The following is a 24,009-nucleotide window of genomic DNA, read 5'->3' as shown; positions in this document are numbered from 1 at the left end:
GACGAGGTCAGCTGTACGACGCGATGTCGGTGACCACCGAGAAGCCCAGCCCGTAGGCACTCATCCCGCGCCCGTACGCCCCGATGTGGACGCCGTTGTGCGCCGAACCGGCCAGCACCCAGCCGAACTCGGACTCGCGGTAGTGGAACTCCACCGGCACACCGTCCACCGGGAGCGACAGCGTCGACCACGGCGCGTTGCCGAGATCGTCGGCGAGCTCGAAGGCGGTCTCGGTCTGCTGGTCCAGCCAGTCGTCGCGCAGCGCGTGGTCGAGCTGCGGAGGCCAGGTGTACGAGAGCAGGCCCGACCCGGCGAGCCAGGCCGCCGAGGAGACCGTGGTGGCGTCCAGGACGCCCGTACCGTCACCGCTGCGGCGCACCGGGCTCGCGGCCACGGTCACGACGACGGCGAAACGCTCCTTCTCCGCGCCCGCGTCGGACCGGACCGAGGGCTCGTCGCCGTGCCCCGTGGAACCGTGCTGCACCGTGCCGTCCGCCGCGGTGCCGACCTGCATCAGCCAGCGCGGCCCCGCGAACGCCTCGTCCAGCCCGTACCAGGGGAACGGTGCCTGGAGATAGCCGTCAACCGTACGCCGGGCCGCCGGCACCCCCTCTGCGGTGACTGTGCTGGGCGCACCATCCGCCCCTACCCGACTCGTCGTCTCCATCTGCCCGGCCGCCTCCTCGATCTGTCAAAGATCCGGAGCGGCCCGCCCCTTCACGGGGTGGGACATCCTCGCAACCGGACAGATGGAGAATAGCCATAGCGTCCGGACGAGTCGGGATTGGCCGGTCTTCGAGCCTGTCGCCGGCTCAGAGATCCGACCGGGTACGTCCTTCGGCTCAGGTGGCGTCGGCGTCGAAGGGAGGACGTTCGTCCTTGGCGGGCTCCGCGGGCTTCTTCAGCAGGTCGGGGGTGGCCGCCGAACCGGCTGCGGCCTTCGCCGGTCCGTTCACGGAACCGCTCGACGACACGCTCTCGCGGCCGTTCACCGCGTCGGTGACCTCGGCCATTTCCTTGCGCAGGTCGAAGCTCTCGCGGATCTCCTTCAGCCCCAGCTCGTCGTCGCCGTCCATGAGCTGCTTGCGGACGAACGTCTTGGGGTTGAGGTCCTCGAACTCGAAGTCCTTGAACTGCGGGCCGAGCTCGGAGCGGATGTCTTCCTTCGCGCTGTCCGAGAACTCACGGATCTTGCGGATGGTGCGGGTGACGTCCTGGATGACCTTCGGCAGCTTCTCCGGACCGAAGACCAGCACGGCGAGAACCACGAGCGTCAGCAGCTCGAGTGCGCCTATGTCATTGAACACCTTGTTGCTCCTCGTGTTCTCCGCGTGTTCTCCGCCACCAGGTCGAATGAGGCCCGGAGTCGCTCCACGGTACCCGTCGAAGCTGTCCGGGCGGTACCTTCCGGTGGCCGTTACGTGCCGCTTGCCGAGCCGAGCGTCACCGTCAGGGAGAGGTCTTCGCCGCCACGGGTCAGCTTGAGGCCGAGCCGGTCTCCGGGGCGGTGGGCGCGGATCTTGACGATGAGTTCCTCGCCGCTGTGCACCCGCGCGCCGTCCACCTCGGTGATGATGTCGCCCGGCTTGATACCCGCGTCCGCACCGGGGCCGCCCGATGTGACGGCGGAACCGCCGTCGGCGCCCTTCGTCCCGACCTTGGCTCCGTCGCCGGCGTACTTCATGTCCAGCGTGACGCCGATCACCGGATGGGTGGCCTTGCCGGTGTTGATCAGTTCCTCGGCGACGCGCTTGCCCTGGTTGATCGGTATCGCGAAGCCGAGGCCGATGGAGCCGGACTGGCCGCCGTCCAGACCGGCGCCGCTGTCGGCGGCCCGGATGGCGCTGTTGATGCCGATGACATGCGCGTGGGAGTCGACGAGCGGACCACCGGAGTTGCCCGGGTTGATCGGGGCGTCGGTCTGGATCGCGTCGACGTAACTGACGTCGGTGCCGTCGCCCTTCTCGCCGCCCGCGGTGATGGGCCGCTCCTTGGCGCTGATGATGCCGGAGGTGACCGTATTGGACAGGTCGAAGGGCGCGCCGATGGCCACCACCGGGTCACCGACCTGCACGTTGTCGGAGTTGCCCAGCGGCAGCGGCTTGAGCCCGGAGACTCCCGTGACCTTGACGACGGCCAGGTCGTAGCCGCTGTCCTTGCCGACGATCTCGGCGCTCGCGGTCTCCCCGCCGCTGAACGTCACGGTGATGTCGCCGTTGGCGCCCGCGGGGGCGACGACGTGGTTGTTGGTGAGGATGTGTCCGTCGCCGTCGAGGACGAAGCCCGTGCCCGTGCCCGACTCGCCCGTGCCGCTGACGTGGAGGGTGACCACGCTGGGCAGGGCGCTGGCGGCGATCCCGGCGACGCTGTCGGGGGCCCGGCCGCCGCTGTCCCGTCCGGCCTGCGGGAGCTCGACGGTGGTCAGACCGCCCGTGCGCTCGACATACGCGCCGATTCCGCCGCCGATGCCGCCCGCGACCAGGGCGAGCAGCACGGCCCCGACGAGGACGGAGCCGCGCCGGCGCTTCCCGCGTCCGGTGCCGGGGCCGAGGGGCGGGCCGGCGGCGCTCAGGGGCTGGCGGGGCGCACCCCACGGGTCGTACTGGAGCCACTGCGAGGACGTGGGCGGCTGGGGGTGCGGCGCCTGGGGCTGCTGAGACTGCTGGAGACCGGGCTGCAGGAGGCCGGGCTGCTGGAGCTGCGGCGTCCCGGGCTGCGGCGTCTGCTGGAGGCCGGGCTGCTGGCCGTGGACCTGCGGCTGGTGCGCGTGCGGAGGCGCGAAGGCGGGGCCTGGGCCGGTGGCGATCCCGTGGCCGTTCGTCCCCGCGTAGGGCGGCGGTACGGGCGTGCCGTGGGCCGGGGTCGCGACGGGGCGCTGCACGGGCGGCGCGGGGGCCCAGGGGCCGGGCCCGCCGTAGGGCGGGGTGCTGTACTCGTCCGGCGCGTGCAGCGGCTGCGCGCGAGGGGCGGGTGCGAGCGGTTCGCCGGCGGGCGGCCCGGTCGGTACGGCGGGTATCCCCCAGGTCGCTTCCTCGTCCGGTGCGGGAACGGCGGGCGCGGCGTCCTGGATCACCGGTTCGGCGGGCGACGCCTCGACGGGGCCGGTGGCGCCCGTCGTGTCCTCGGCGGGAATGGCGTCCTCCAGCTCACTGTGGCCGGTGCGTGCCGTCGTGGGACGGCTCCACCACTTCGCCTTCGGCCCGGTGGGCTTCCCGTCGTCCATGTTCTCCCCGCAACTGGCCTCTGCACGTCCCCACAGGGGCGTCCCTCCCGGAATTCAACCAGGTTTGCGAATCTCTGCGCAGGGTCCCCGTCAGCGCCGGGGGTAAAGGGGCAGTGCGTGATCGGAGGGAGCGGGGAAGGCCGAGGCCGTCGCAGCGGGCTCCGGGGGCTGCGCGGCAGCCTTGGCGCCGGCCGACGGAGTGAGCAGCGGACTGATCTCCGTCGGGCGTATCAGCGGGGGCAGCGACACGTTCAGCACGGGGAGCGCGAACGCGTGACCGGCGAAATGCGAGGTGTTGAGCAGGTACGGAGCCGTGGCGAGCACCGGCGGTCCGACCGGCGGCGCGGCGGCCGACAGGGAAGGTGAGGCCGAAGGCGACGGGGGCGACGAGGCGGGACGGTCACCGCTCACGGCAAGAGCACCGCCTCCACCACCGCGGCGGCCGGCCACCTCGTTGCCGCCCTCGGCCCGGGCTTCGGCATCGAGGGGCGTGACATTGCTGCCGGTGCCCTCGGCGCGGAACGGGGACTCGGGCGTGGAGTCGAGGGGAAGCGTGCCGCCCAGTGCGATGGCGGCGAGCGAGACGGCGCTGGCCGCGGCGAACGCGAACCTGCCCCGCCATGGCGACCGGTCGGCTTCCCGGCTCACCTCGTGTATCCGGAAGGAGGAACCGGAAGCGCCACCGGGAAGGACGGCGGCGGAGCCGTGCACGGCGGGGAGGTAGCCGAAGCCGTCGAGCGGTCCGGAACGGGACGGGGTGTCCGTGCGGCCCCCGGAGTGCCGCGTCGCCGGGAACAGTCCGTCGGCGAAGCGTCCACCGCCGCCGAACGGACCACCGGGACCGGCGTCGCCGCCGGGACCCCCGGGAAGACCCTGCAGACGGGCAAGGAAGCCTTCGGAGGGCGAAGGAGGGGCGGACTGTGCGAACACACTCTTGAGGCGCCGCTGGGCGTCGGCCTCGGCCTTGCACTTGCAGCAGGTCGCCAAGTGGGCCAGGACCCGGTCACGGGCGTCGTGTTTCAGCTCACCGTCGACAAGCGCGGCGAGCCGGTCCCCCAGGTGCTGTTCCGCGGGGGTCGGTCCTGTGCCACTCACGCCGGTCCGACCTCCCCTGCCAGGACCGCGTCCGCCAGGGAACGCTGCTCGGCGCGGGCCTCGGGCGAGCGGTGCTTGAGGGCCTTGCGCAGGTGCGAGCGGCCGCGGTGGATGCGGCTGCGCACGGTGCCGAGCTTCACGCCGAGTGTCGCGGCGATCTCCTCGTACGAGAGCCCCTCGATGTCGCAGAGCACGACCGCCGCACGGAACTCGGGCGCGAGGGTGTCCAGCGCCTGCTGGACGTCCGCGTCGAAGTGGGTGTCGTTGAAGACCTGCTGCGGGGACGGCTCACGGCTCGGCAGCCGCTCGGCGGCGTCGTCGCCGAGGGAGTCGAAGCGGATCCGCTGCTTGCGGCGGACCATGTCCAGGAAGAGATTGGTCGTGATGCGGTGCAGCCAGCCCTCGAAGGTGCCGGGCGTGTACGTCGAGAGCGACCGGAAGACACGGACGAAGACTTCCTGCGTGAGGTCCTCGGCATCGTGCTGGTTGCCCGTCAGCCGGTAGGCAAGGCGGTACACGCGACCGCTGTGCGTGCTGACGATCTCTTCCCATGAGGGCGGGGTCCACGCCTGGGGTTCCACATCCGAGGCGAACGTCGCGGTGGGTGCGGAAGCGCTGGAAGAACGGTCAGCGAAGTTGGTCACGGATTTCGGCTCACCCGCCGACCCGAGCAAGCGCCGCAGCACTCCTCTCCGGTCCACAGGCGCAGCCGCACCTCCCCTGTCGGCTCTGGTGGTGTCCAGTGGAGCCCCTACCATAGCCACCTCGCCCGTTAGCTCCGGATAAGCCTTTTTCCTGTTGGGGACGGGGCCGGACCGGCCTCGTGGCGCGTGATTCCGGGCCCGATGCGCGGGCCCGGTCCAGGCGCTTTCCCCTGTCCTTGCATAACGCCCGGTCCCATCTGCGGGTTCCCGGGTTCAGCGGATACAGTCACCGTTGCGCCAACTACGGGGTCAGGAGAGGGTCATTACCGCCAACCGGCAGACGAGCTGGGCGTTCGCCGACGCCTTTGTCGCCGAGGACGAAGCTCTGCGCTGGGCCCGGGAACGGGCCCGCGAGACAGGGCTCCGCTCGGTGTCCCCGGGCACCGGTGCCGCACTGCGCCTTCTCGCTGCCACCGCGGACGCCAAAGCGGTGGCCGAGATCGGCACCGGCACCGGCGTGTCCGGCATCTATCTGCTGAACGGGATGCGGCCGGACGGCGTACTGACCACGGTCGACCCCGAGCCGGAGCGCCAGCAGTTCGCCCGCCAGGCTTTCCGCGCGGCCGGCTTCGCCACGAACCGGGCCCGTTTCATCCCGGGGCGCGCCCTGGATGTGCTGCCGCGCCTCGCGGACGGGGGTTACGACCTCGTTTTCTGCGACGGTGACCGGCTGGAGAGCCTCGACTGCCTCGCTGAATCGTTGCGCCTGCTGCGACCGGGCGGTCTGGTCTGTTTCGAGGGCATGTTCGCGGACGGCCGTACGGTCGACTCCGCGGCCCAGCCCGCCGAGGTGCTGCGGCTGCGTGAACTGCTGCGTGCCGTCCGGGAGAGCCAGGAACTGATGGCGACGCTGCTGCCGGTCGGCGACGGGCTGCTCTGCGCGGTCCGGCGCGGCTGAGCGGGTCCGGACCGCCCGTCCGGTCCCGCGGGGCCGGACGGTGCCGCACAGCCAGGTGGTGCCCCGGTCCGTACGGCCTTCTCGCACGACTGCCCCGGCACGGAATCCGTGCCGGGGCAGTCGTGAAGTGAATTAGGCGTCTCTGCGTCAGCCGACGACCTTCTTGAGGGCATCGCCGAGTGCATCGGCTTCGTCCGGCGTCAGCTCGACGACAAGCCGACCGCCGCCTTCGAGCGGAACGCGCATGACGATGCCCCGCCCCTCCTTTGTCACCTCGAGCGGGCCGTCGCCCGTCCGCGGCTTCATGGCCGCCATGCTCGTTCCCCTTCCTGAAACCAGCTCATCGCAACCGGCGGCCCCATGACAGGCGCTGCCTCACCGGCATCGAACACACATTGCTTCCTGGCCATTATCCCGCATCAAAGACCCCGATGACCAACATCAGTCGGCATCGCTTGCGCAACGCGCTCTCTCAAAACCACCCAATACGGCAATCCGGCTGCGATACTGCGCCGCCTTCGGGCCCCAGGTGAGAGCCAATCGTTAGACGCAGGTCACATGCCCGCGCTGCCCGAAGTCGGCCATGCTTGCCTGGACAGGCGCAATCCCGGAGCCGTAAGGGGACATCAGAATGGCCGACACCATGGCGGACACCGTGCTCATGGACGTGAGCGACGGACTCGCGACGATCACCATCAACCGTCCCGACGCGATGAACGCCATGAACACCGAGGCCAAGGTCGCCCTGCGCGAGGCGCTGCGGGAGGCGGCGGCCGACAGCGCGGTGCGAGCGGTTCTGCTCACCGCCACCGGGCGCGCCTTCTGCGTCGGCCAGGACCTCAAGGAGCACGTCTCCAAGCTCGCGGAGGCCAGTGGGCCGGGCGGCGGGAACGCACTGAGCACCGTGCAGGAGCACTACAACCCCATCGTCCGGGCGCTCACCGAGATGGAGAAGCCCGTGGTCGCCGGCGTCAACGGGGTCGCCGCCGGAGCGGGCTTCGGGTTCGCGCTGGCCGCCGACTACCGCGTGGTGGCGGACACGGCGGCGTTCAACACGTCCTTCGCGGGTGTCGCCCTCACCGCCGACTCCGGTGTCTCCTGGACGCTGCCCCGGCTGATCGGCGGGAGCCGCGCCGCCGACCTGCTCTTCTTCCCGCGCTCGATCTCCGCGCAGGAGGCGTACGACCTCGGCATCGCGAACAAGGTCGTGCCCGCCGCCGACCTGGCGAAGGAGGCCGCGGCGGTGGCCCGCGCCCTGGCGGACGGCCCGACGGTGGCGTACGCGGCGCTCAAGGCGTCCATGGCCTACGGCGCGGCTCACACGCTCTCGGAGACGCTGGAGAAGGAGGACGAACTCCAGACCCGCGCGGGCGCGTCGGAGGACCACACGATCGCGGTGCGGGCCTTCCTGGCCAAGGAGCGCCCGAAGTACCTGGGCCGCTAGGCCGTGTCCTCCTGGCGGGAGACGCAGTCGGCGAGGTGGTCGTTGACCAGGCCGCATGCCTGCATCAGGGCGTAGGCCGTCGTGGGGCCGACGAAGCGGACCGAGCGCTTCTTGAGCTCCTTGGCGAGCGCCGTGGACTCCGGGGTGACCGCCGGCACGTCCCCGAGCACGCGGGGGGCGGGGCGGGTCGCCGGGTCGGGCGCGTACGACCAGATCAGCGCATCCAGTTCGCCTTCGCCCCAGCCCGCGAGCACCTGGGCGTTGGCGAGGGTGGCGTCGATCTTCGCCCGGTTGCGGATGATGCCGGCGTCGGCGAGGAGCCGTTCCTTGTCGGCGTCGGTGAACTCCGCCACCGCGGGGATCTTGAACCCGGCGAAGGCGCTGCGGAAGCCCTCCCGGCGGCGCAGGATCGTCAGCCAGGAGAGACCCGACTGGAACGCCTCCAGGCTTAGCCGCTCGAACAGGGCGTCGTCGCCGTGGACGGGCCGGCCCCATTCGGTGTCGTGGTAGGCGAGGTAGTCCTCCGTGGACAGACCCCAGGGGCAGCGCAGGCCGCCGTCCGCGGCCGGTTCGGCTCCGGTGCTCATCGCTGGTCCTCCTCGCCGGGGTACGGCCCGGGCTCCTGGTCCGGCCGCTTGAACAGATCCGGGCCGGCGACCGCGGTCGCCTGGGCTCCGGCGAGCGCGGACTCCAGCTCGGCGATCCGGGCGTCGCGCTCGGCGAGCTCGGCGCCGAGCCGGTCCAGGGCCTCGTCGACATCCACCATGCGGTAACCGCGGGCGGCCATCGGCAGGCGCAGCGCCTCGACATCCGCGCGGCCGACCGGGCGCGTCGCGGGCAGCGGGTCGACGAGCCGCTCCGGCGGTACGTCCCGCAGGACGGGGCTGCCGCCTCCGCCGACCACCGCGAGCGTGACCGCGGCCACCACCACGACCATCGTGAGCAGCAAGAACCAGAACACGCGCATCTCCCCGGGGGCGGAAATCTGTCCGGCTCCGATCGTGCCATGCGCCACTGACAGTTAGGGTCGCAGGCGACCTACTGAGGAGGAAACACGGGATGCGAAGCGGCGCGCTCAGGCTCGGGCGGCGGGAATTCGGTCCGCACGATCCGGTGATCATGGCGATCGTGAACCGGACCCCCGACTCCTTCTACGACCGGGGCGCGACGTTCCGCGACGAGCCGGCGCTCACCCGGGTCGAGCAGGCGGTCGCGGAAGGTGCCGCGATCATCGACATCGGCGGGGTGAAGGCGGGGCCCGGTGAGGAGGTCACCGCCGCGGAGGAGGCCCGCCGTACGGTCGGTTTCGTCGCCGAGGTGCGGCGGCGTCACCCGGACGTGGTGATCAGCGTGGACACCTGGCGGCACGACGTGGGCGAGGCCGTCTGCGAGGCCGGCGCCGACGTCCTGAACGACGCGTGGGGCGGCGTCGACCCGAAGCTGGCCGAGGTCGCCGCGCGGTACGGAGCGGGGCTGGTGTGCACGCACGCGGGCGGCGCGGAACCGCGGACCCGGCCGCACCGGACCGAGTACGAGGACGTGATGGCGGACATCCTGCGGGTGACCGTGGGGCTGGCCGAGCGGGCCGTGGAGCTCGGGGTGCGGCCGGACGGGATCATGATCGACCCCGGTCACGACTTCGGGAAGAACACCCGGCACTCGCTGGAGGCGACGCGCCGGCTGGGCGAGATGGCGGAGACGGGGTGGCCCGTACTCGTATCGCTGTCCAACAAGGACTTCGTCGGGGAGACGCTCGACCGTCCGGTCAGGGAACGGGTGATCGGCACTCTGGCGACGACGGCGGTGTCGGCGTGGCTGGGCGCGCGGGTGTACCGGGTGCACGAGGTGGCGGAGACGCGGCAGGTGCTGGACATGGTGGCGTCGGTGGCCGGGCACCGGGCGCCGGCGGTGGCCCGGCGGGGTCTGGCCTAGGGGCCCTGCTCCGGTGCTCCGCCCCGCAGCCGGGGCGGAGCACCGCCGTCCCTACCGGCCGACCTCCTTGGTCACCATCATGACCGCCTCCTCCACGTCGTCCGTGACGTGGAAGAGCAGCAGGTCCTTCTCGGATGCCTTGCCCTGGGCCACCACCGTGTCCCGGAGCCAGTCGACCAGGCCGCCCCAGTACGCCGTGCCGAACAGGACGATCGGGAAGCGGGTCACCTTGCCCGTCTGGACCAGGGTCAGTGCCTCGAAGAGTTCGTCCAGGGTGCCGAGGCCCCCCGGCAGGACCACGAAGCCCTGGGCGTACTTCACGAACATCGTTTTTCTGACAAAGAAGTAGCGGAAGTTCACGCCGATGTCGACGTGCGGGTTGAGGCCGGACTCGTAGGGCAGCTCGATGCCGAGCCCGACCGAGACACCGTTCGCCTCCCGCGCCCCCTTGTTCGCGGCCTCCATCGCTCCGGGCCCGCCGCCCGTGATCACCGCGAAGCCCGCGTCGACCAGTGCCCTGCCGAGCGCCACGCCCGCCTCGTACTCCGGGCTGCCGGCCGGTGTCCTGGCCGATCCGAAGACGCTGATGGCGCTCGGCAGTTCGGCGAGAGCGCCGAATCCCTCCACGAACTCCGACTGGATGCGCATGACCCGCCACGGGTCGGTGTGCACCCATTCGGAGTCGCCCTCGGTGTCGAGCAGCCGCTGATCGGTCGTACCCGGCTGTACCTGCTCCCTGCGCCGCAGCACGGGGCCGAGCCGTTGTTCCTCAGGCATGACCGCACCTTCGGGGACCTGCGCGCCCTCGGGAATCCGTGCGTCCTCCGGGTTGCCCATGATCTGCTCCCTCCGCCGACCTGCAATGTGCCTGTGTCGGATCAGCGTAGATCGGCGGAGGTTACGCGCAGGGGAATGCCGTTGGTCAGCTGGTGAGCCAGGAGCGGAGGCGGTCCTCGCAGTGGGTGATCAGGGCGGTCTCCACGCGCTCGTCGCGCTTGTGGGCGAGGAGCGGGTTGCCGGGGCCGTAGTTCACCGCGGGCACGCCGAGCGCCCCGAAGCGGGAGACGTCCGTCCAGCCGAACTTGGGCCGGGCCGTGCCGCCGACCGCCTCCATGAACGCCGCGGCGGCCGGGTGCGAGAGGCCGGGCATCGCCGCGCCGGAGTGGTCGTCGATGACGAACTCGGTGACGCCGCAGTCCGCGAAGACCTCGTGGACGTGCGCGACGGCGTCCTCGGGGCTGCGGTCGGGGGCGTAACGGAAGTTGACCACGACCGTGCAGGCGTCCGGGATGACGTTGGTCGCGACGCCGCCCTCGATCCCCACGGCGTTGAGACCCTCGCGGTACTCCAGCCCGTCGATGACCGGCCTGCGGGGCTCGTACGCGGCGAGGCGGGCCAGGATCGGGGCCGCGGCGTGGATGGCGTTGGACCCCATCCAGCTGCGCGCCGAGTGCGCCCGCTCCCCCGCCGTACGCAGGAGGACCCGCAGCGTGCCCTGGCAGCCGCCCTCGACCTGGCCGTCGGAGGGCTCCAGCAGGATGGCGAAGTCGCCTTCCAGCCAGTCGGGGTGGGCCTCGGCCACGTGACCGAGGCCGTTGAGGTCCGCGGCGACCTCCTCGTTGTCGTAGAAGATGAACGTGAGGTCCCGGCCGGGCTCGGGGACGGTCGCCGCGATCCGCAGCTGGACGGCGACGCCCGACTTCATGTCGGAGGTTCCGCATCCCCACAGGACACCGTTCTCGTCCAGCCGGGACGGAACGTTGTCGGCGATGGGGACCGTGTCGATGTGCCCGGCCAGTACTACGCGCTCGCCGCGGCCCAGGTTCGTCCTGGCCACGACGTTGTTGCCGTACCGCTCCACGGTGAGGTGCGGGAGGTCGCGCAGCGCCTCCTCGATCGCGTCGGCCAGGGCCTTCTCGTTCCCGCTGACCGACGGGAAGTCGACCAGCCGAGCTGTGAGTGCGGGGCCGTCCAGGGTGAGGTCGAGCTTGCTTTCCGCCATGCCCACGACCCTAAGGGACGCCCCCGTCGCGCCGCCCGGTCCCTCCAGTACCGTGGCCCCGTGCCCCGGACCGCGACTTCCGCCAGCTCCCGCCCGGGCCGTGGCCGCTTCCTGCGCCTCACGGCCGCCTTCGCCGTGCTCACGGCCCTGGCCGGCTACCTGGCCGTGCAGTACGTCTCAGGCAGCAAGGGGTCGCCGCGCTGCGTCGTCAGGTCGGCCGACGGGCCGAAGGGTGCGGGGCACACCTACGAGATGAGCCCCGAGCAGGCGTCCAACGCCGCGGTGATCTCCGCGGTCGGCACGACGCGCGGGATGCCGGAGCGAGCGGTGACGATCGCGCTCGCCACCGCGCTCCAGGAGTCCGCGCTGCGCAACATCCAGCACGGCGACCGGGACTCACTCGGGCTCTTCCAGCAGCGCCCCTCGCAGGGCTGGGGAACCCCGAAGCAGATCATGGACCCGGTGTACTCGTCCGGGGAGTTCTACGACCACCTCGCCGAGGTCCCCGGCTATTCGCGGCTGCCGCTGACCGTCGCCGCGCAGCGCGTGCAGCGCAGTGGCTTCCCGCAGGCGTACGCGAAGCACGAGCCGGACGCCGCGCTGCTGGCGGCGGCGCTGACCGGCCGCGCGCCAGCCGCCCTGGACTGTTCGCCGGACACGGCGGCCGCGACCGCTCCCGGTGACGCCGCGCGGGTGCGGGCCGAACTGGTGCGGTCCTTCGGCAGGAACGTGCTCCCGGAGGCGCTCGCCGCGGGGGCCGAGGCCACGGGGACGGTGGCGGTGCCCGTGCGGCCGGCCGTGAAGTCCGACGACGGCTCGGCGGCGAAGCGCGGCTGGGAGCTGGCGCACTGGGCGGTCGCCCGGGCCGGGGCACTGCGGATCGACCGGGTCTCCTACGCGGACCGGGTCTGGGTCGCCGGTGAGGGCTGGCGCACGGAACGCGCGGAGCAGGACGAACCGGGCACCGGCGAGGTCCGGATCCGGCTCGCTCAGTAGTACGGGCCGTCCCCCGTACGGACCTTCCGGCCTGTCACCCGGCCGTCTCTTCGCCTCTCTTCTCCTCCGGACTTCCGCCCGCTCCGATTCCCTTGCGCGCACAGGGAAGTGACGGTTCGTCCGGCGGCTGCGTAATGCAATGTTTGCCCGGGTTCTTCCCCTGCGGATTATCGGACGCATTACTCAGTCTTTACCTCGGAGCACCGCAACCTTCCCCGCCCCCGGACCGGTTGTCAGTGCGTCCGATCACTGCTTGAACACCGCCGAAGGAGCATCATGTCCCTCCCCCTGACCCGTCGGATCGCCCGCGCCGCGCTGCTGATCGCCGCAGGTGCGGCCCCCGTGGTCGGTGCGGCCGGCGCAGCAGGTGCCGCGGGGCTCCCGCAGACCCCGAACCTGGGCGGCCTGACCTCCCTGGACGGTGCCGGCCTCGGCAACACCATCGACGGCGCATCCCAGCAGGGCACCCAGGCCGCGGGCGAGACCGGCGGCAAGATCGTCGGCACGGCCGTCCCGGCCGCCGGCCAGACCGTCGGCAAGGCGGGCGCCGTCGCCGCCCCTGCCGCCCAGGAGACCGCCGGCCGGACCGCGGGCCACGCCGGAGAGGTCCTCGGCTCGGCCACCGGTTCCGCGACGGAGGGCGGCCTGCCCACCGACGCCGTGGGCGGCGGCCTGCCGACCGAAAGCCTGGGCGGGCTGCCCGTTCAGGGCCTGCCGCTCAACTGACCCCCTCGCTCAGCACAGCACCACGCGAAGGGCCTCGGGAGTGCGCACTCCCGAGGCCCTTCGCCGTCGTGTGCCCGGCCGTCAGGACAGCCGCTTGACGGCCGCCGCCACCCGCTCGTCGGTCGCCGTGAACGCGACCCGCACGAAGCGGTCACCGGCCGGTCCGTAGAAGTCGCCCGGCGCCACCAGGATGCCGAGCTCCGCGAGGTACGCCACAGTCTCCCAGCACGGCTCGTCGCGCGTCGCCCACAGGTAGAGGCTCGCCTCGCTGTGCTCGATCCGGAAGCCGTGGGCCTCCAGCGCCGCACGCAGCGCCGCACGCCGCTCCGCGTACCGCACGCGCTGCTCGGCGACATGGGTGTCGTCACCGAGCGCGGCGACCGTGGCCGCCTGGACCGGGGCGGGCGCCATCATCCCGCCGTGCTTGCGGATCAGCAGCAGCTCACCGAGGACGGCCGCGTCACCCGCGATGAACGCGGCGCGGTACCCGGCGAGGTTGGAGCGCTTGGAGAGCGAGTGGACGGCGACGATGCCCTCGTACGTACCGCCGCAGACGTCCGGGTGGAGCACGGAGACCGGCTCGGCCTCCCAGCCGAGTTCGAGGTAGCACTCGTCGCTGAAGACCAGCACGTCGTGCTCTCGGGCCCAGGCGACGATCCGGATCAGCTCGTCCCTGGACAGGACGCGGCCGGTCGGGTTGGACGGCGAGTTGAGCCAGAGCAGCTTGAGCCCGGCCGGGTCAAGCTCGGTCGGGTCGTCGTACGCGACGGGCTCGGCGCCGCAGAGCCGGGCACCCACCTCGTACGTCGGGTAGGCGAGCCGCGGGTAGGCCACCTTGTCCCCGGCGCCGAGGCCGAGCTGGGTCGGCAGCCAGGCCACCAGTTCCTTGGAGCCCACCACCGGCAGGACGTTCTCGTGCGCCACGGAGACCGCGCCGAGGCGCCGTTCCACCCAGCCCGTGAGGGCGTCACGCAGCGCCTCGGTCCCCCACACCGTCGGATAGCCGGGGCTGTCGGAAGCCGCGACGAGCGCCCGCTGGATCAGCTCGGGCACCGGGTCGACGGGCGTGCCGACGGACAGGTCCACGATGCCGTCCGGGTGGGCGGCGGCGGTCGACTTGCAGGGCGTGAGCTTGTCCCAGGGGAAGACCGGGAGACGGGAGGAGACTGCGGCAGGCACGGGTCTCTGCTTTCTCGTGTTTCTCGTACGTGGGTCACGAGCGGGTACGGACCCGCAGCGGCACGAGGGGCGGGCCGGAGCGGGCCGGAAAACACCGCGGCCCCGCACGGTGACAAGCCGTACGGGACCGGGCGGCGCCTGTGCGGCCGCTGCTCAGCCGTTCTGCGGCGGCAGCGCGGCGATGAACGCGTGGTCGCGCTCGATGAGACCGAGCTTGGAGGCGCCACCGGGCGACCCGAGGTCGTCGAAGAACTCCACGTTGGCCTTGTAGTAGTCCTTCCACTCCTCCGGGGTGTCGTCCTCGTAGAAGATGGCCTCGACCGGACAGACCGGCTCACACGCTCCGCAGTCGACGCATTCGTCCGGGTGGATGTACAAGGACCGCTGGCCCTCGTAGATACAGTCGACGGGGCACTCTTCGATGCAGGCCTTGTCCTTGACGTCGACACAAGGCTGCGCGATGACGTAGGTCACGCTGTCGTTCCTCCTCGGTAGGGCGTTGGCTCTCGCGCGGGAGCGCGGCGTCGTCGATGCCCGCACCTAGTATCTCCGTTCCCGGGCACGAACCGAACAGGAGGGGCGGACAGAGCTGTGGAATTCACCATGGGCGGACGGCTTGAGGTCCGCATCACCCCCGCTGACGTGGGAAAACGCGTATCCGTGCGTCGTCGATCAGCCAACCCCGGCGCTGGCTTGAAGTTCACTGACGCGGTCGGGGTTCTCACATCATGGGACGATCATGTGCTCACGATCACACCGAAGAGTGGGGAAACCGTCCACATCGCGGAATCGTCTCTGGTAGCAGGAAAGGTCGTGCCGTCCGCCCCGGCCCGCCGCCGCGGCCCCGCGGCCTCGTTCGAGGAGCTGGCCCGGATCACCGCGCGGGCCTGGCAGCCGCTGGAGAGCGAACCGCTGGGCGACTGGCGGCTGCGTGCCTCGAACGGGTTCACCCGGCGCGCCAACTCCGTGCTCCCGCTGGGCGACCCGGGCCTTCCGCTCGACGCGGCGCTCGACCGTGTCCGCCAGTGGTACGCGGACCGTCGGCTGCCCGCGTACATCCAGACCGCGACCGGCGCCGAGGGCACCCAGGAACGGCTGTGCGCGGAGCTGGAGCTGCGCGGCTGGCGGCGCGAGGTGTCCGCCGAGGTGCGTGTGGCGGCGCTGGCACCGATCGGTGACCGGGACGCGGACACCGGGCAGGTCCGGCTGAGCCGCGGGACCGACGCGGCGTGGCTGTCCGGGTACCAGCGGTTCGGGACGCCGGGGCCCGAGGTGCTCGCGGTCCTGAACAGCGGGCCGTCCGTGTGGTTCGCGACCGTGCCGGGCGACGCGGGGAGCGACTCCCCGGCGGCGATCGGACGGTGCGTGGTGGACGGGCGCTGGGCCGGTTTCATGGCGGTCGAGGTGGGGGCCGGGCACCGGCGCCGCGGGCTCGCCACGGCCGTGATGACCGCGCTGGCCCGCAGGGCGCTGGACGAGGGGGCGTCGGCGGCCTGGCTCCAGGTGGAGACGGACAACGGCGCGGCCGGTGCGCTGTACGACGGCATGGGCTTCGCCGCCCATCACCACTACCACCACTTCCGGTCGGCGTAGCGGGGTACGGGCCGGACATGGGCACTCAGGAATCGGACGAGGGCGGACGCCGACGGCAGTTCGCCGACGAGGCACGCGCCGAACGGCCGGATCTCGCACTGCTCTGCCTGCTGCTGGGCGCCGAGGCGCTTCCGGCTGCGTCGGCGGACACCGCGGGCCCGGACCCGTACGGCATCGACGCGGCGCAGATCGAACTGGACCGGCTGGCCGGGCTGCTGCCCTACGGGGCGCGCGGCGCCCGCTCCTGGGCGTCGGTGCTCGCCGGACTGCTCGGGGAGCGCTGCGGCTTCGCCGGCTCGGCCCGCGACTACGAACGGCTGGAGTCCTCGGTGCTCCAGCAGGTGCTGCGCCGGCGGCGCGGGCTGCCGATCCTGCTCTCGGTGGTCTGGATCGAGGTCGCCAGGAGGGCGGGCACACCGGTGTACGGGGTGGCACTGCCCGGCCATTTCGTGGTCGGTTTCGGTGATCCGGAGGAACGGGTGCTGGCCGACCCGTTCGCCGGAGGCGCACCGATGAGCGGGCAGGACGCGGAGCTGATGGTGGCCGGGGCGACCGGAGGGACGCTGGAGCCGTCGATGCTGGTGCCGGCCAGGCCGCTGGAGATCGTGCTGCGCATCCTGAACAACGTCCGGGCGTGGGCGGCGGCCCGCCCCGAGCGCACGGACGTGGCGCTGTGGGCGCTCGAACTGTCGCTGCTGCTGCCCTCCCATCCGGCGAGGCTGCGCTACGAGCGCGCCCAGCTCCTCGTACAGCGCGGGGAGTTCCTGCGCGGGGCGGCGGAGATGGACGCGTACGCGGAGGTCGTCGAGGCGGTCGAACCGGCGACGGCGGACGCGGTCCGGCGCCGCGCCCACGCGGCGCGGGCGCGGCTGAACTAGGGTCTCTACGAGGCCCTGTGCACGATGTCGCCGCCGACCACCACCGTCTCGGCGACCGTGCCCGGGATGTCCTCGGGGGCGGCCCGCAGGATGTCGCGGGACAGCACCACGAAGTCGGCGAGCTTACCGACCGTCAGCGAGCCCCTCTCCTCCTCCAGGAAGTTGGCGTACGCGGAGCCCATCGTGTAGCCGTGCACCGCCGTCCCGACGTCGACCGTCTCACCCGGCTGCCAGGCTTCCCCGCCGCCGAGGGGGCGCCGGGTGACCGCGGTGTAGATGCCGACCATCGGGTCCATCTCGGCGACGTTCCAGTCGCTGGAGAAGGCGAGGACCGTGCCGGCCTCGTGCAGGCTGCGCATCGGCCATGCCTTGTGCCAGCGGTCCGGCCCGACGTTCTCCGCCCAGTCCTGGCCCGGTCCGGCGATCTCCGGTGCGCAGTGCCTCGGCTGCATGCAGGCGACCACGCCCAGCTCCGCGAAGCGCGGTACGTCGGCGGGGTCGAGGCACTCGACGTGGACGACCTGGTGGCGGGCGTCGCGCGGTCCGTTGACCGTACGGGCGTGCTCGACGGCGTCCAGGACCGTACGGATGCCGCGGTCCCCCGTCGCGTGCACGAAGCACTGGAAGCCGCGTGCGTCCAGGCCGGCGAGCAGCCCGGCGAACTCCTCGGCCGGGTAGAAGGTCTCGCCCCGGTGGTGGCCGCAGCCCGCGTATGGCTCCAGCAGCGCGGCGGTGCGGGGCTCGACGACGTCGTCGATGTAGAGCTTGAGCGGGCCGACCCGCAGCCGGTCGCCGTCGAACCGTCGTGCGGCGGCCGCGAAGTCGTCGAGGTCCGCGGCGGTGGTGCCGCGGGGGTGGAAGAGCGCGGCCACGATCCTGGAGCGCAGCCTGCCCTCGGCGCGGGCCCGCTCGAACAGGGCGAGGTCGTCGAGGGAGTTCTGGGGCTCGACGACGGTCGTGATGCCGAACCCGATCGCGTCGTCGAGGCTCTTGGCCAGGCGGCCGTACTGGCGGTCGGGGGCGGCCCACGGCACGCCGAGCCCGCGCAGTGCCCTGTGCCCGTCGCGGGAGAGCCCCTTGACCGCGAAGTCCTTCACGAAGCCGGTGGGTTCGCCGGTGACCGGGTCGGTTTCCGCCTCGCCGAAGGGAAGGCTCGTACGGTTCCTGGTGATGCCTAGGCGGCGCAGGGCGGCGGTGTTCAGCCAGGCGGTGTGGACGTCGTAGCTCAGGACGAAGGCAGGGGTGTCGCCGGTCGCGGGGTCCAGGTCGGCCGCCCTGGGCATCCGGCCGCCGGGAATCGCGGAGTAGTCGAACGCCTCGGCCTCGATCCACCCGGCGTCCGGGTGGGCCGCGTGCCAGGTACGGATGCGCTCGTGGATGCCGTCCAGGGTCCGCACCCCGGCGAGCTGCACGCAGGCGCCGTCGGAGCCGAGGCGGACGTGGTTGTGGGCGTCGATGAAGCCGGGCAGGACCAGCCGCCCGCCCGCGTCGATCAGCTCCGTGTCCGGGCCCGTCCAGTCGGCCGCGCCGGTGTCGGGACCGAGCCAGACGATCCGGCCGTCGAGGACGGCGAGCGCCTGAGCCTCGGGCAGCGCGGGGTCGACGGTGTGGATGCGGGCACCGGTCAGGACCAGGTCGGCGGGGGTGGCGGGGGCGGTTCGGCGGTTCATCGGGGTTCGGGCTCCAGTGGTGGTACGGGGGGTTCGGGCAGTACGGGTGTTCAGGGGCGGAGAGGTCGGGCGGGCCGGACGGCCGTGCCGCGGCGGGCGAGCGCCCAGTGGACGAGTCCGGAGACGACCGCGCCGAGCAGCGTGAGGTCGGCGCCGCCCAGCGGGGCGACCAGCGGACCCGTCCAGAGCTCCGAGTCGCAGGTGAGCGCGGCGAAGACCATGCCGGCGAGGAGGGCGGTCATGCCTGCCGGGCGGTAGCCGGCGCGGTACCAGTACGCCCCCTCGCGCCCGGTGTGCAGGGCCTCGGTGTCGTACCGGCAGCGGCGCAGCAGCATGTCGGCGAGGAAGACGCCGCCCCAGGGGGCGAAGACGATGATCAAGAGGGACAGGAAGGACAGCAGCGACTCGGTGAAGTCGGTGAGGAACAGGGCCCCCAGGGAGCCGAGCGCGGTGACGGCGGCGCTGATGACGATGGCCTTCGCCCGGTTCCAGGGGATGCCGAGGACCTGGAGGTTCAGGCTCGACGAATAGAGCGTGATGATCGAGTTGGTGACGGAGCCGCCGAGGACGAGAGCCAGGAAGAGCGGCTGGAACCAGCCGGGCAGCAGCGCTTCGGTTCCTGCGACGGCGTCGGTCATGTCCGTCTGCGTGGCGGCGGCGACACCCGCGATGCCGAGGGCGACCGAGGAGAGGAAACCTCCGAGCGCGCCGCTCCAGGTGATCGAGCGCAGCGAGGTGGTGCGCGGCAGGTAACGGGTGTAGTCGGCGGGCATCGGCAGGTACGAGAAGGGGCCGGCCAGCATCACGACGAAGGCCAGGCTCCAGCCGGAGGCCCCGGGGGCGGCCGACGGGGCCGCGGTGTCCGTGCCGGGCAGGACGAAGACCAGCAGGGCGGCGAAGCCGACGGCCAGGACATAGGCCATCCAGCGCTCGGCGAACTGCACGGTCGCGTGCCCCCACATGGCCACGACGAACGTCAGGGCGAGAGTGATGAGCAGGGCGAGGGCGCGGGCGGCGTCACCGCCGTGCCGGCCGAACTCGGTGAAGAAGACTTCGAGTGCGAGGGTGCCGACCACCGTGTTGACGATGGTGTAGCCGATGCTGACCACCCAGTTGAGCACTCCGGCGGGGAAGTTGCCGCGGACTCCGAATGCCGCGCGGGAGATGACGAGGGTGGCGGTGCCGGTGCGGATGCCGCTGAGACCGGCCGCGCTGATGGCGAAGAAGGACAGGCCGCTGACGACCACGACGGCGGTGGCCTGCCAGAAGGAGAGTCCGAAGGCGACGGCGAGGGCGCCGTTGATCACGTACGTGAAGGTGAGGTTGGAGCCGAACCAGAGCCAGAAGAGGTCCTTGGCACTGCCGTGCCGCTCCTCGTCCGGGATGGGGTCGATGCCGTGCTTCTCGACCCGGAACACCTCGTCGCCCGCGACCGCGGTGCCCCTGGTGCCGGCCGTGCCGGTGGCTGTCCGTGGCTCGGTCATGCGCCTCGCCCCTCCCCTGTAATCTTGAATGGCGTTCAAATAAGTTGAACGGCATTCAAGATGCGCTGTGTCCGCCCGGACGTCAAGACCTCCGGCGGGAATCCCTGGGGACGGGCGGATAGGGTCGGGCGAAGACGGAGGACGTCGGGGACGTAGGGGACGAAGGGCGAAGCGGGTGGCGGGAGCGGCACGACGGCGCGACGGGCACATCGCCCAGGAGCGGATGCTCGAGGAGGCCATGACGGCCATCGCCGAGGACGGCCTGGCGGCACTGACCATGTCCGCCCTCGCCGAGCGCCTCGGCACCAGCGGCGGCCACATCCTGTACTACTTCGGCAGCAAGGACCGGCTGCTGCTGGAAGCCCTGCGCTGGAGCGAGGCCGCGCTCACCGAGGAGCGCAGGGCCCTGCTGTCCCGCCGGGTGACGGCGGAGCGCAAGCTCGACCTGTTCCTGGAGCTGTACCTGCCCCGGGGGCCGCGCGATCCGCGGTGGACGCTGTGGATCGAACTCTGGGCGCGCATCCCGGCGAGCGAACCGCTGCGCAGGGCCCAGGAGGAGATGGACCGGGCGTGGCAGGAGGACCTGGAGTCGCTGCTCGCCAAGGGGGTCGCCCGGTCGGCGTTCTCCGCCGCCCTCGACATCCCGTCCCGCGCCTCGGAACTGCTGGCGCTGCTGGACGGCTTGAGCACCCGGGTGGTCCTGGGGCAGCGTGAGTCCGACCGGGGCATGGCCCTGGCATCGGCGCGCTCGGCAGCGGCCCGCCTGGTCGAACGCGCCTGAGAACGAAGCCGGTCGGAGATCGGGAAGGATCACGCATGCCGCGCTACCGCGAGTTCAGGTTCCGGGCCGTCACGGCCCTCCAGAGGCACGTCGTCAACCCGCTCTCCACCCGGCTGCCGACGCAGTGCCTCCTGGAGACGACGGGGCGGACGTCCGGACTGCCCCGGCGCACCCCGGTCGGCGGACGCCGCGCCGGGCCCGCCTTCTGGATCGTCTCGGAGTTCGGCGAGAAGGCTCAGTACGTGCGGAACATCCAGGCGGACCCGCGGGTCCGGGTCCGGATCGGAAGGCGGTGGTACACGGGCACCGCCCACCTCCTTCCGCAGGACGATCCCCGGGCACGGCTCCGGAAGCTGCCGCTGTTCAACAGCGCCGCCGTCCGTGCGGTCGGGACGAACCTGCTGACGGTCAGGATCGACCTCGACGAGCTGGACTGAGCCGGACAGCGCCCCTGGCTACCCGGCCTCCGCCCGGCCCAGGGCGAACGTGCTTCCCGGAGCCGCGTGTCCGACCGGACCGTCGTAGGACCTCCGCGCACGTGACACCGCGTCCCCGGGGGTCATGCCGGGACCGACGTGGGTCACCACGAGCCGGTGCGCACCCGCGCGGCGGGCGGTCTCCCCGGCCTCCTCGGGCGTGTGGTGCACCCGCGGCTCGCCGGCCGGCACCGTGCTGCTGTCCGCCTCGCACAGCAGCACGTCGCATCCGGCGGCCAGCCCGACCAGGGACGCGCAGGGCGCCGTGTCTCCCGAGTAGACGAGCACGCCGCCCCCGTCCGCACCCTTGTCCTCGATCCGTACGGCGAAGGCGGGCATGCCGTGGGCGACCTCGGCACTGGTGAGTTCGAGGGGACCGACGCGCACCCGGTGCCCGTCGTGCAGTTCGTGCACCTCGAAGGCCGACTCGATGGGGCTGCGCCGGGCGGAGTTGGTGAGGAAGTGCGCCAGCCGGTCGGCGATGCCGGTCGGGCCGTACAGCGGGATGGGCGCGGGGAGACGGATGCCGGAGTAGAGCGCGGCGTAGAAGGCGGTGAGCAGGTCGGCCGTGTGGTCCGCGTGCAGATGCGAGATCCAGATGGCGTCCAGCTGCTCGAACGCGATGTGCCGCTGGAGTTGGGCCAGCGTGCCCGTGCCCGCGTCCATCCACACATGCGTGTCCCCGGCCGAAAGCAGATATCCGGAACAGGCGTTGTCGGCGCTCGGGAAGGGCGTCGCGCTGCCGAGGACGGTGAGACGTGCATCGTTTCCGGCCATCGGCGGATTGTACGCACGACCGACGACCCGGACCAGGTGCGCACCGTGCGGACCCGACGCGGCCACGGCGTGCTCCTATGGCTAAAGTCATGTGCTTGTTCGAATCCGGGCACTACGGAGGGGGAGGGCGTGTACACGCAACTCAGGGAAACGGCCACGGAGTTGGCCAATGTCCTGTGGCGGGAGCACACCGTGTACCGGGAGCGGGGCGGGGGCTTCGTCATTCGCGGTGAGCACGTCCAGCGCTGGATCAGCCTCGCTCCCACCGGGGGCCGGAACGAGGCCCTCGTCCGGGTCGGCCGCATCCTCGAAGGGGGGACCACCGCCCCGGCACGCTCGGAGCAGATCGTCAGGCTCGACGCCGGGACGAGCGAACTGGCGGCGACCTGCCGCCGGTTGCTGGCCGACGCCGCCGTCGAGCCGAGCCGGCCGGTACGGGCTCAGGCCACCGGGCCCGACCGGGGCGGAAGCAAGGGGCGGAAGGGACGCAGGCCGCGCCGGGCGCGGCACACGAGTTTCACTTCCTGGGTCGTCATCGTCTGCGTCGCCGGCGTCGTGGCCGTCTTCGCCTACGCGTCCGCGACCCGGTAGCCGACGCCGCACCGCTCCCGGCCGGACCGCTCCCGGCCGGACCGCTCGGAGTGCGGCCACCGCACCCCCCACTGCCTCGACGACACCCCCGGCCGGAAGTCCGGCCGGGGGCGCTCGTACGGGTGCTGCGGGGGCCCGTCAGCCGTTGCCGGTCAGATCGATCGTGACGGTCCGCTCGGCCTGCGTCCTGCCCACCAGGGCGGTCTTCATGGCCTGCGCCACGTCGTCCGCACTGACCTGGTGCTTCTTGCCGTCGCCCTTGACGGCCATGACGCCGTCGAAGACACCGTCGAGCAGCGTGTTGATCGCCTGCTTGTCGTAGTGGTCGACCAGCCTGCCGTCGATCGGCTTCATCGACAGGATCTGCGGCAGGGACCGCGCCGGGCCGAACTGGATCTCCTTGGGTCCGGCCTTGATGGTGATGAGGCCGGACATCGCGGGCTCGGCGAACTCCTTCATCGCCCGGTTCAGTTCGGCCTGGGTGATGCTGGGTTCACGGCCGGCCACAGGCAGTTCCACGACGCCCGCCGTGCCGGTCTGGACCTGGGCGCGGTAGGCATCGCGTACGGAGATCAGCGACTGGTTGACGTCCAGCGTCTTGCCCGTCCTGCCGGGGACCGCGATGGCCTTGTTCGGCTCGAACTTGATCGTGCCGTCCTGTGCCGTGCCGGAGATGCCCGCGAGGTCGGTCAGCGCGACTCCGAGCTTCTCCTCGTCGACGGGGATCACCGGGTCGGCCGGACGCTCTCCGCCGAACAGGGAACCGATCACCGAGACCGGGTTGTAGTCGCTGCCCGCCGCCTCGCGGACGGTCTCCTGGCTGTCCAGGGTGAGTCCGGCCTTCTGCGGGACGAGCTTCGCCGTCTTGCCGTCCACGGACAGCTTGAGGGGGGCCGTTGCGCGCTCGCCGAGAGCCGCCTCCAGCTTGGTGACCGCTTCCTCCTTCGTCCCGCCGCCGATGTCGACACCGAGGACCGTGGTGCCCTTGGGCACCTCGGAGTGGTTCAGCAGCAGCCCCGCGCCGTACGCGACGCCGGCCAGCACGACGACGCCGACGCCGAGCAGGACCAGCTTGGAGCGGCCCTTCTTCACGGGTGCGGCCTTCGGGGCGGGACGGGGCGCGGGGGTCGGCGACATGGCGCCGGGACCGGCGGGTCCGCTGCCCATCGCGGCATCGGTCCGCGCGCCGCCCGGCCCGCCGGGGCCGGGCGGGAACGGGGAGCGGGCGTCCGTCGGAATGACAGGGATGCCGCTGGTCAGCGTGTCACCGGAGACATGGCCGCCGGGGCCGGGCTCGGGGACCGGCGGCTGCGGCGTGAGGATCGCCGTGTCGTCGGACATCCGCGGCGGTACGCCCCCGGGGCCGGGCGGGAACGCCGAGCGTGCGCCCCCCGGACCGCCGGGGCCCATGCCGTGGACTCCGTCGAGGTTCGGGGTGAGGGACGAGCTGCCGGTGACGGGGCCGGTCGTGGGGCCCGCCGGGCCCGGCGTACGCACGCCGAGGTTCGGCGTGGACCGCGGGCCGCCCGGCGTGCCGGGACCGCCCGGGCCACCGGGGCC

At 72.1% G+C, this 24,009-nt stretch carries 26 protein-coding genes; 10 read left to right on the top strand and 16 right to left on the bottom strand.

Translation table 11 applies throughout. The features are described 5' to 3' along the window. Positions 1 to 7 precede the first annotated feature (7 nt). From ACFWSK_RS22695 to sigE, 5 genes are all read right to left on the bottom strand, one after another. Positions 8 to 667, bottom strand: a complete 660-nt coding sequence (locus ACFWSK_RS22695; RefSeq protein WP_383789108.1) for a hypothetical protein — start codon at positions 665 to 667, stop codon at positions 8 to 10. A 175-nt stretch (positions 668 to 842) separates the two neighbouring features. Then, positions 843 to 1,307, bottom strand: a complete 465-nt coding sequence (locus ACFWSK_RS22690; protein ID WP_383789105.1) for a sec-independent translocase — start codon at positions 1,305 to 1,307, stop codon at positions 843 to 845. Between the two features lie 110 nt (positions 1,308 to 1,417). Then, on the bottom strand, positions 1,418 to 3,223 hold the full coding sequence (locus ACFWSK_RS22685) for a trypsin-like peptidase domain-containing protein (protein WP_383789103.1): 1,806 nt from the start codon (positions 3,221 to 3,223) through the stop codon (positions 1,418 to 1,420). 90 nt (positions 3,224 to 3,313) lie between these two features. Beyond that, positions 3,314 to 4,318: an anti-sigma factor family protein gene (locus ACFWSK_RS22680; protein ID WP_383789100.1), complete on the bottom strand. Its 1,005-nt coding sequence runs from the start codon at positions 4,316 to 4,318 to the stop codon at positions 3,314 to 3,316. Beyond that, positions 4,315 to 5,076: an RNA polymerase sigma factor SigE gene (gene sigE / locus ACFWSK_RS22675; RefSeq protein WP_383789097.1), complete on the bottom strand. Its 762-nt coding sequence runs from the start codon at positions 5,074 to 5,076 to the stop codon at positions 4,315 to 4,317. Before sigE ends, ACFWSK_RS22680 begins: the two co-directional genes overlap by 4 nt. 178 nt (positions 5,077 to 5,254) lie before the next feature. Here sigE and ACFWSK_RS22670 point away from each other — a divergent pair, with 178 nt between their 5' ends. Beyond that, the gene (locus ACFWSK_RS22670) at positions 5,255 to 5,920 is read left to right on the top strand and encodes an O-methyltransferase (RefSeq protein WP_383789095.1); all 666 of its coding nucleotides are present in this window, start codon (positions 5,255 to 5,257) and stop codon (positions 5,918 to 5,920) included. A 147-nt stretch (positions 5,921 to 6,067) separates the two neighbouring features. Here ACFWSK_RS22670 and ACFWSK_RS22665 read toward each other — a convergent pair whose 3' ends face one another. Next, positions 6,068 to 6,235, bottom strand: coding sequence for a DUF3117 domain-containing protein (locus tag ACFWSK_RS22665; RefSeq protein WP_003966491.1), 168 nt, complete (start codon positions 6,233 to 6,235; stop codon positions 6,068 to 6,070). A 316-nt stretch (positions 6,236 to 6,551) separates the two neighbouring features. Between ACFWSK_RS22665 and ACFWSK_RS22660 the strand changes: the two genes are divergently transcribed. Beyond that, a complete protein-coding gene (locus ACFWSK_RS22660) occupies positions 6,552 to 7,364 on the top strand; it encodes an enoyl-CoA hydratase/isomerase family protein (protein ID WP_383789092.1) in 813 nt (270 codons plus the stop codon). On the opposite strand, the gene ACFWSK_RS22655 is transcribed toward ACFWSK_RS22660, so the two are convergent. Next, on the bottom strand, positions 7,361 to 7,951 hold the full coding sequence (locus ACFWSK_RS22655; RefSeq protein WP_383789089.1) for a DNA-3-methyladenine glycosylase I: 591 nt from the start codon (positions 7,949 to 7,951) through the stop codon (positions 7,361 to 7,363). The two genes, ACFWSK_RS22660 and ACFWSK_RS22655, sit on opposite strands and share 4 nt — an antisense overlap. Then, positions 7,948 to 8,331 (bottom strand): DivIVA domain-containing protein, encoded by a 384-nt coding sequence (locus tag ACFWSK_RS22650; protein ID WP_383789234.1) that lies wholly within the window; start codon positions 8,329 to 8,331, stop codon positions 7,948 to 7,950. Before ACFWSK_RS22650 ends, ACFWSK_RS22655 begins: the two co-directional genes overlap by 4 nt. A 92-nt stretch (positions 8,332 to 8,423) precedes the next feature. Between ACFWSK_RS22650 and folP the strand changes: the two genes are divergently transcribed. After that, the gene (folP, locus tag ACFWSK_RS22645; RefSeq protein WP_383789087.1) at positions 8,424 to 9,296 is read left to right on the top strand and encodes a dihydropteroate synthase; all 873 of its coding nucleotides are present in this window, start codon (positions 8,424 to 8,426) and stop codon (positions 9,294 to 9,296) included. A gap of 51 nt (positions 9,297 to 9,347) precedes the next feature. Here folP and ACFWSK_RS22640 read toward each other — a convergent pair whose 3' ends face one another. Both ACFWSK_RS22640 and dapE read right to left on the bottom strand, forming a co-directional pair. Next, positions 9,348 to 10,133, bottom strand: a complete 786-nt coding sequence (locus ACFWSK_RS22640; RefSeq protein ID WP_383789085.1) for a TIGR00730 family Rossman fold protein — start codon at positions 10,131 to 10,133, stop codon at positions 9,348 to 9,350. A gap of 85 nt (positions 10,134 to 10,218) precedes the next feature. Beyond that, the gene (dapE, locus tag ACFWSK_RS22635; protein ID WP_383789083.1) at positions 10,219 to 11,298 is read right to left on the bottom strand and encodes a succinyl-diaminopimelate desuccinylase; all 1,080 of its coding nucleotides are present in this window, start codon (positions 11,296 to 11,298) and stop codon (positions 10,219 to 10,221) included. 60 nt (positions 11,299 to 11,358) lie between these two features. Between dapE and ACFWSK_RS22630 the strand changes: the two genes are divergently transcribed. Beyond that, positions 11,359 to 12,294 (top strand): hypothetical protein, encoded by a 936-nt coding sequence (locus ACFWSK_RS22630; protein WP_383789081.1) that lies wholly within the window; start codon positions 11,359 to 11,361, stop codon positions 12,292 to 12,294. 276 nt (positions 12,295 to 12,570) lie between these two features. Then, the gene (locus tag ACFWSK_RS22625; RefSeq protein WP_383789079.1) at positions 12,571 to 13,020 is read left to right on the top strand and encodes an ATP-binding protein; all 450 of its coding nucleotides are present in this window, start codon (positions 12,571 to 12,573) and stop codon (positions 13,018 to 13,020) included. Between the two features lie 81 nt (positions 13,021 to 13,101). On the opposite strand, the gene dapC is transcribed toward ACFWSK_RS22625, so the two are convergent. Both dapC and fdxA read right to left on the bottom strand, forming a co-directional pair. Further along, complete coding sequence (gene dapC / locus ACFWSK_RS22620) at positions 13,102 to 14,199, bottom strand: succinyldiaminopimelate transaminase (protein ID WP_383789077.1); 1,098 nt, start codon at positions 14,197 to 14,199, stop codon at positions 13,102 to 13,104. Between the two features lie 153 nt (positions 14,200 to 14,352). Continuing rightward, on the bottom strand, positions 14,353 to 14,673 hold the full coding sequence (fdxA, locus tag ACFWSK_RS22615) for a ferredoxin (protein ID WP_156692533.1): 321 nt from the start codon (positions 14,671 to 14,673) through the stop codon (positions 14,353 to 14,355). 117 nt (positions 14,674 to 14,790) lie between these two features. Between fdxA and ACFWSK_RS22610 the strand changes: the two genes are divergently transcribed. Beyond that, a complete protein-coding gene (locus tag ACFWSK_RS22610; RefSeq protein ID WP_383789075.1) occupies positions 14,791 to 15,792 on the top strand; it encodes a GNAT family N-acetyltransferase in 1,002 nt (333 codons plus the stop codon). A 17-nt stretch (positions 15,793 to 15,809) separates the two neighbouring features. Next, entirely contained in the window at positions 15,810 to 16,670 is an 861-nt protein-coding gene (locus tag ACFWSK_RS22605) for a transglutaminase-like domain-containing protein (RefSeq protein WP_383789073.1), read from the top strand. 5 nt (positions 16,671 to 16,675) lie between these two features. Here ACFWSK_RS22605 and ACFWSK_RS22600 read toward each other — a convergent pair whose 3' ends face one another. Together ACFWSK_RS22600 and ACFWSK_RS22595 are read right to left on the bottom strand one after the other, a co-directional pair. Next, positions 16,676 to 18,340 (bottom strand): amidohydrolase, encoded by a 1,665-nt coding sequence (locus ACFWSK_RS22600; RefSeq protein ID WP_383789071.1) that lies wholly within the window; start codon positions 18,338 to 18,340, stop codon positions 16,676 to 16,678. Between the two features lie 50 nt (positions 18,341 to 18,390). After that, entirely contained in the window at positions 18,391 to 19,824 is a 1,434-nt protein-coding gene (locus tag ACFWSK_RS22595) for a purine-cytosine permease family protein (RefSeq protein WP_383789069.1), read from the bottom strand. A gap of 175 nt (positions 19,825 to 19,999) precedes the next feature. Here ACFWSK_RS22595 and ACFWSK_RS22590 point away from each other — a divergent pair, with 175 nt between their 5' ends. Further along, a complete protein-coding gene (locus ACFWSK_RS22590; RefSeq protein WP_383789068.1) occupies positions 20,000 to 20,605 on the top strand; it encodes a TetR/AcrR family transcriptional regulator in 606 nt (201 codons plus the stop codon). 35 nt (positions 20,606 to 20,640) lie between these two features. Next, a complete protein-coding gene (locus ACFWSK_RS22585; protein WP_383789065.1) occupies positions 20,641 to 21,042 on the top strand; it encodes a nitroreductase/quinone reductase family protein in 402 nt (133 codons plus the stop codon). Positions 21,043 to 21,060: 18 nt separating this feature from the next. Here the strand turns inward: ACFWSK_RS22585 and ACFWSK_RS22580 are convergent, their stop codons facing one another. Next, entirely contained in the window at positions 21,061 to 21,858 is a 798-nt protein-coding gene (locus tag ACFWSK_RS22580; RefSeq protein ID WP_383789062.1) for an MBL fold metallo-hydrolase, read from the bottom strand. Positions 21,859 to 21,987: 129 nt separating this feature from the next. Between ACFWSK_RS22580 and ACFWSK_RS22575 the strand changes: the two genes are divergently transcribed. Then, entirely contained in the window at positions 21,988 to 22,449 is a 462-nt protein-coding gene (locus ACFWSK_RS22575; RefSeq protein WP_383789061.1) for a hypothetical protein, read from the top strand. Between the two features lie 138 nt (positions 22,450 to 22,587). On the opposite strand, the gene ACFWSK_RS22570 is transcribed toward ACFWSK_RS22575, so the two are convergent. Beyond that, positions 22,588 to 24,009: hypothetical protein (locus tag ACFWSK_RS22570; protein WP_383789058.1), on the bottom strand; the 1,422-nt coding region annotated here is incomplete at its 5' end.

Source organism: Streptomyces sp. NPDC058620 (assembly GCF_042717135.1).
Classification (GTDB): Bacteria; Actinomycetota; Actinomycetes; order Streptomycetales; family Streptomycetaceae; genus Streptomyces.
The sequence above is the reverse complement of the archived record's forward strand: the minus strand, read 5'-3'. Positions and strand labels throughout refer to the sequence as shown.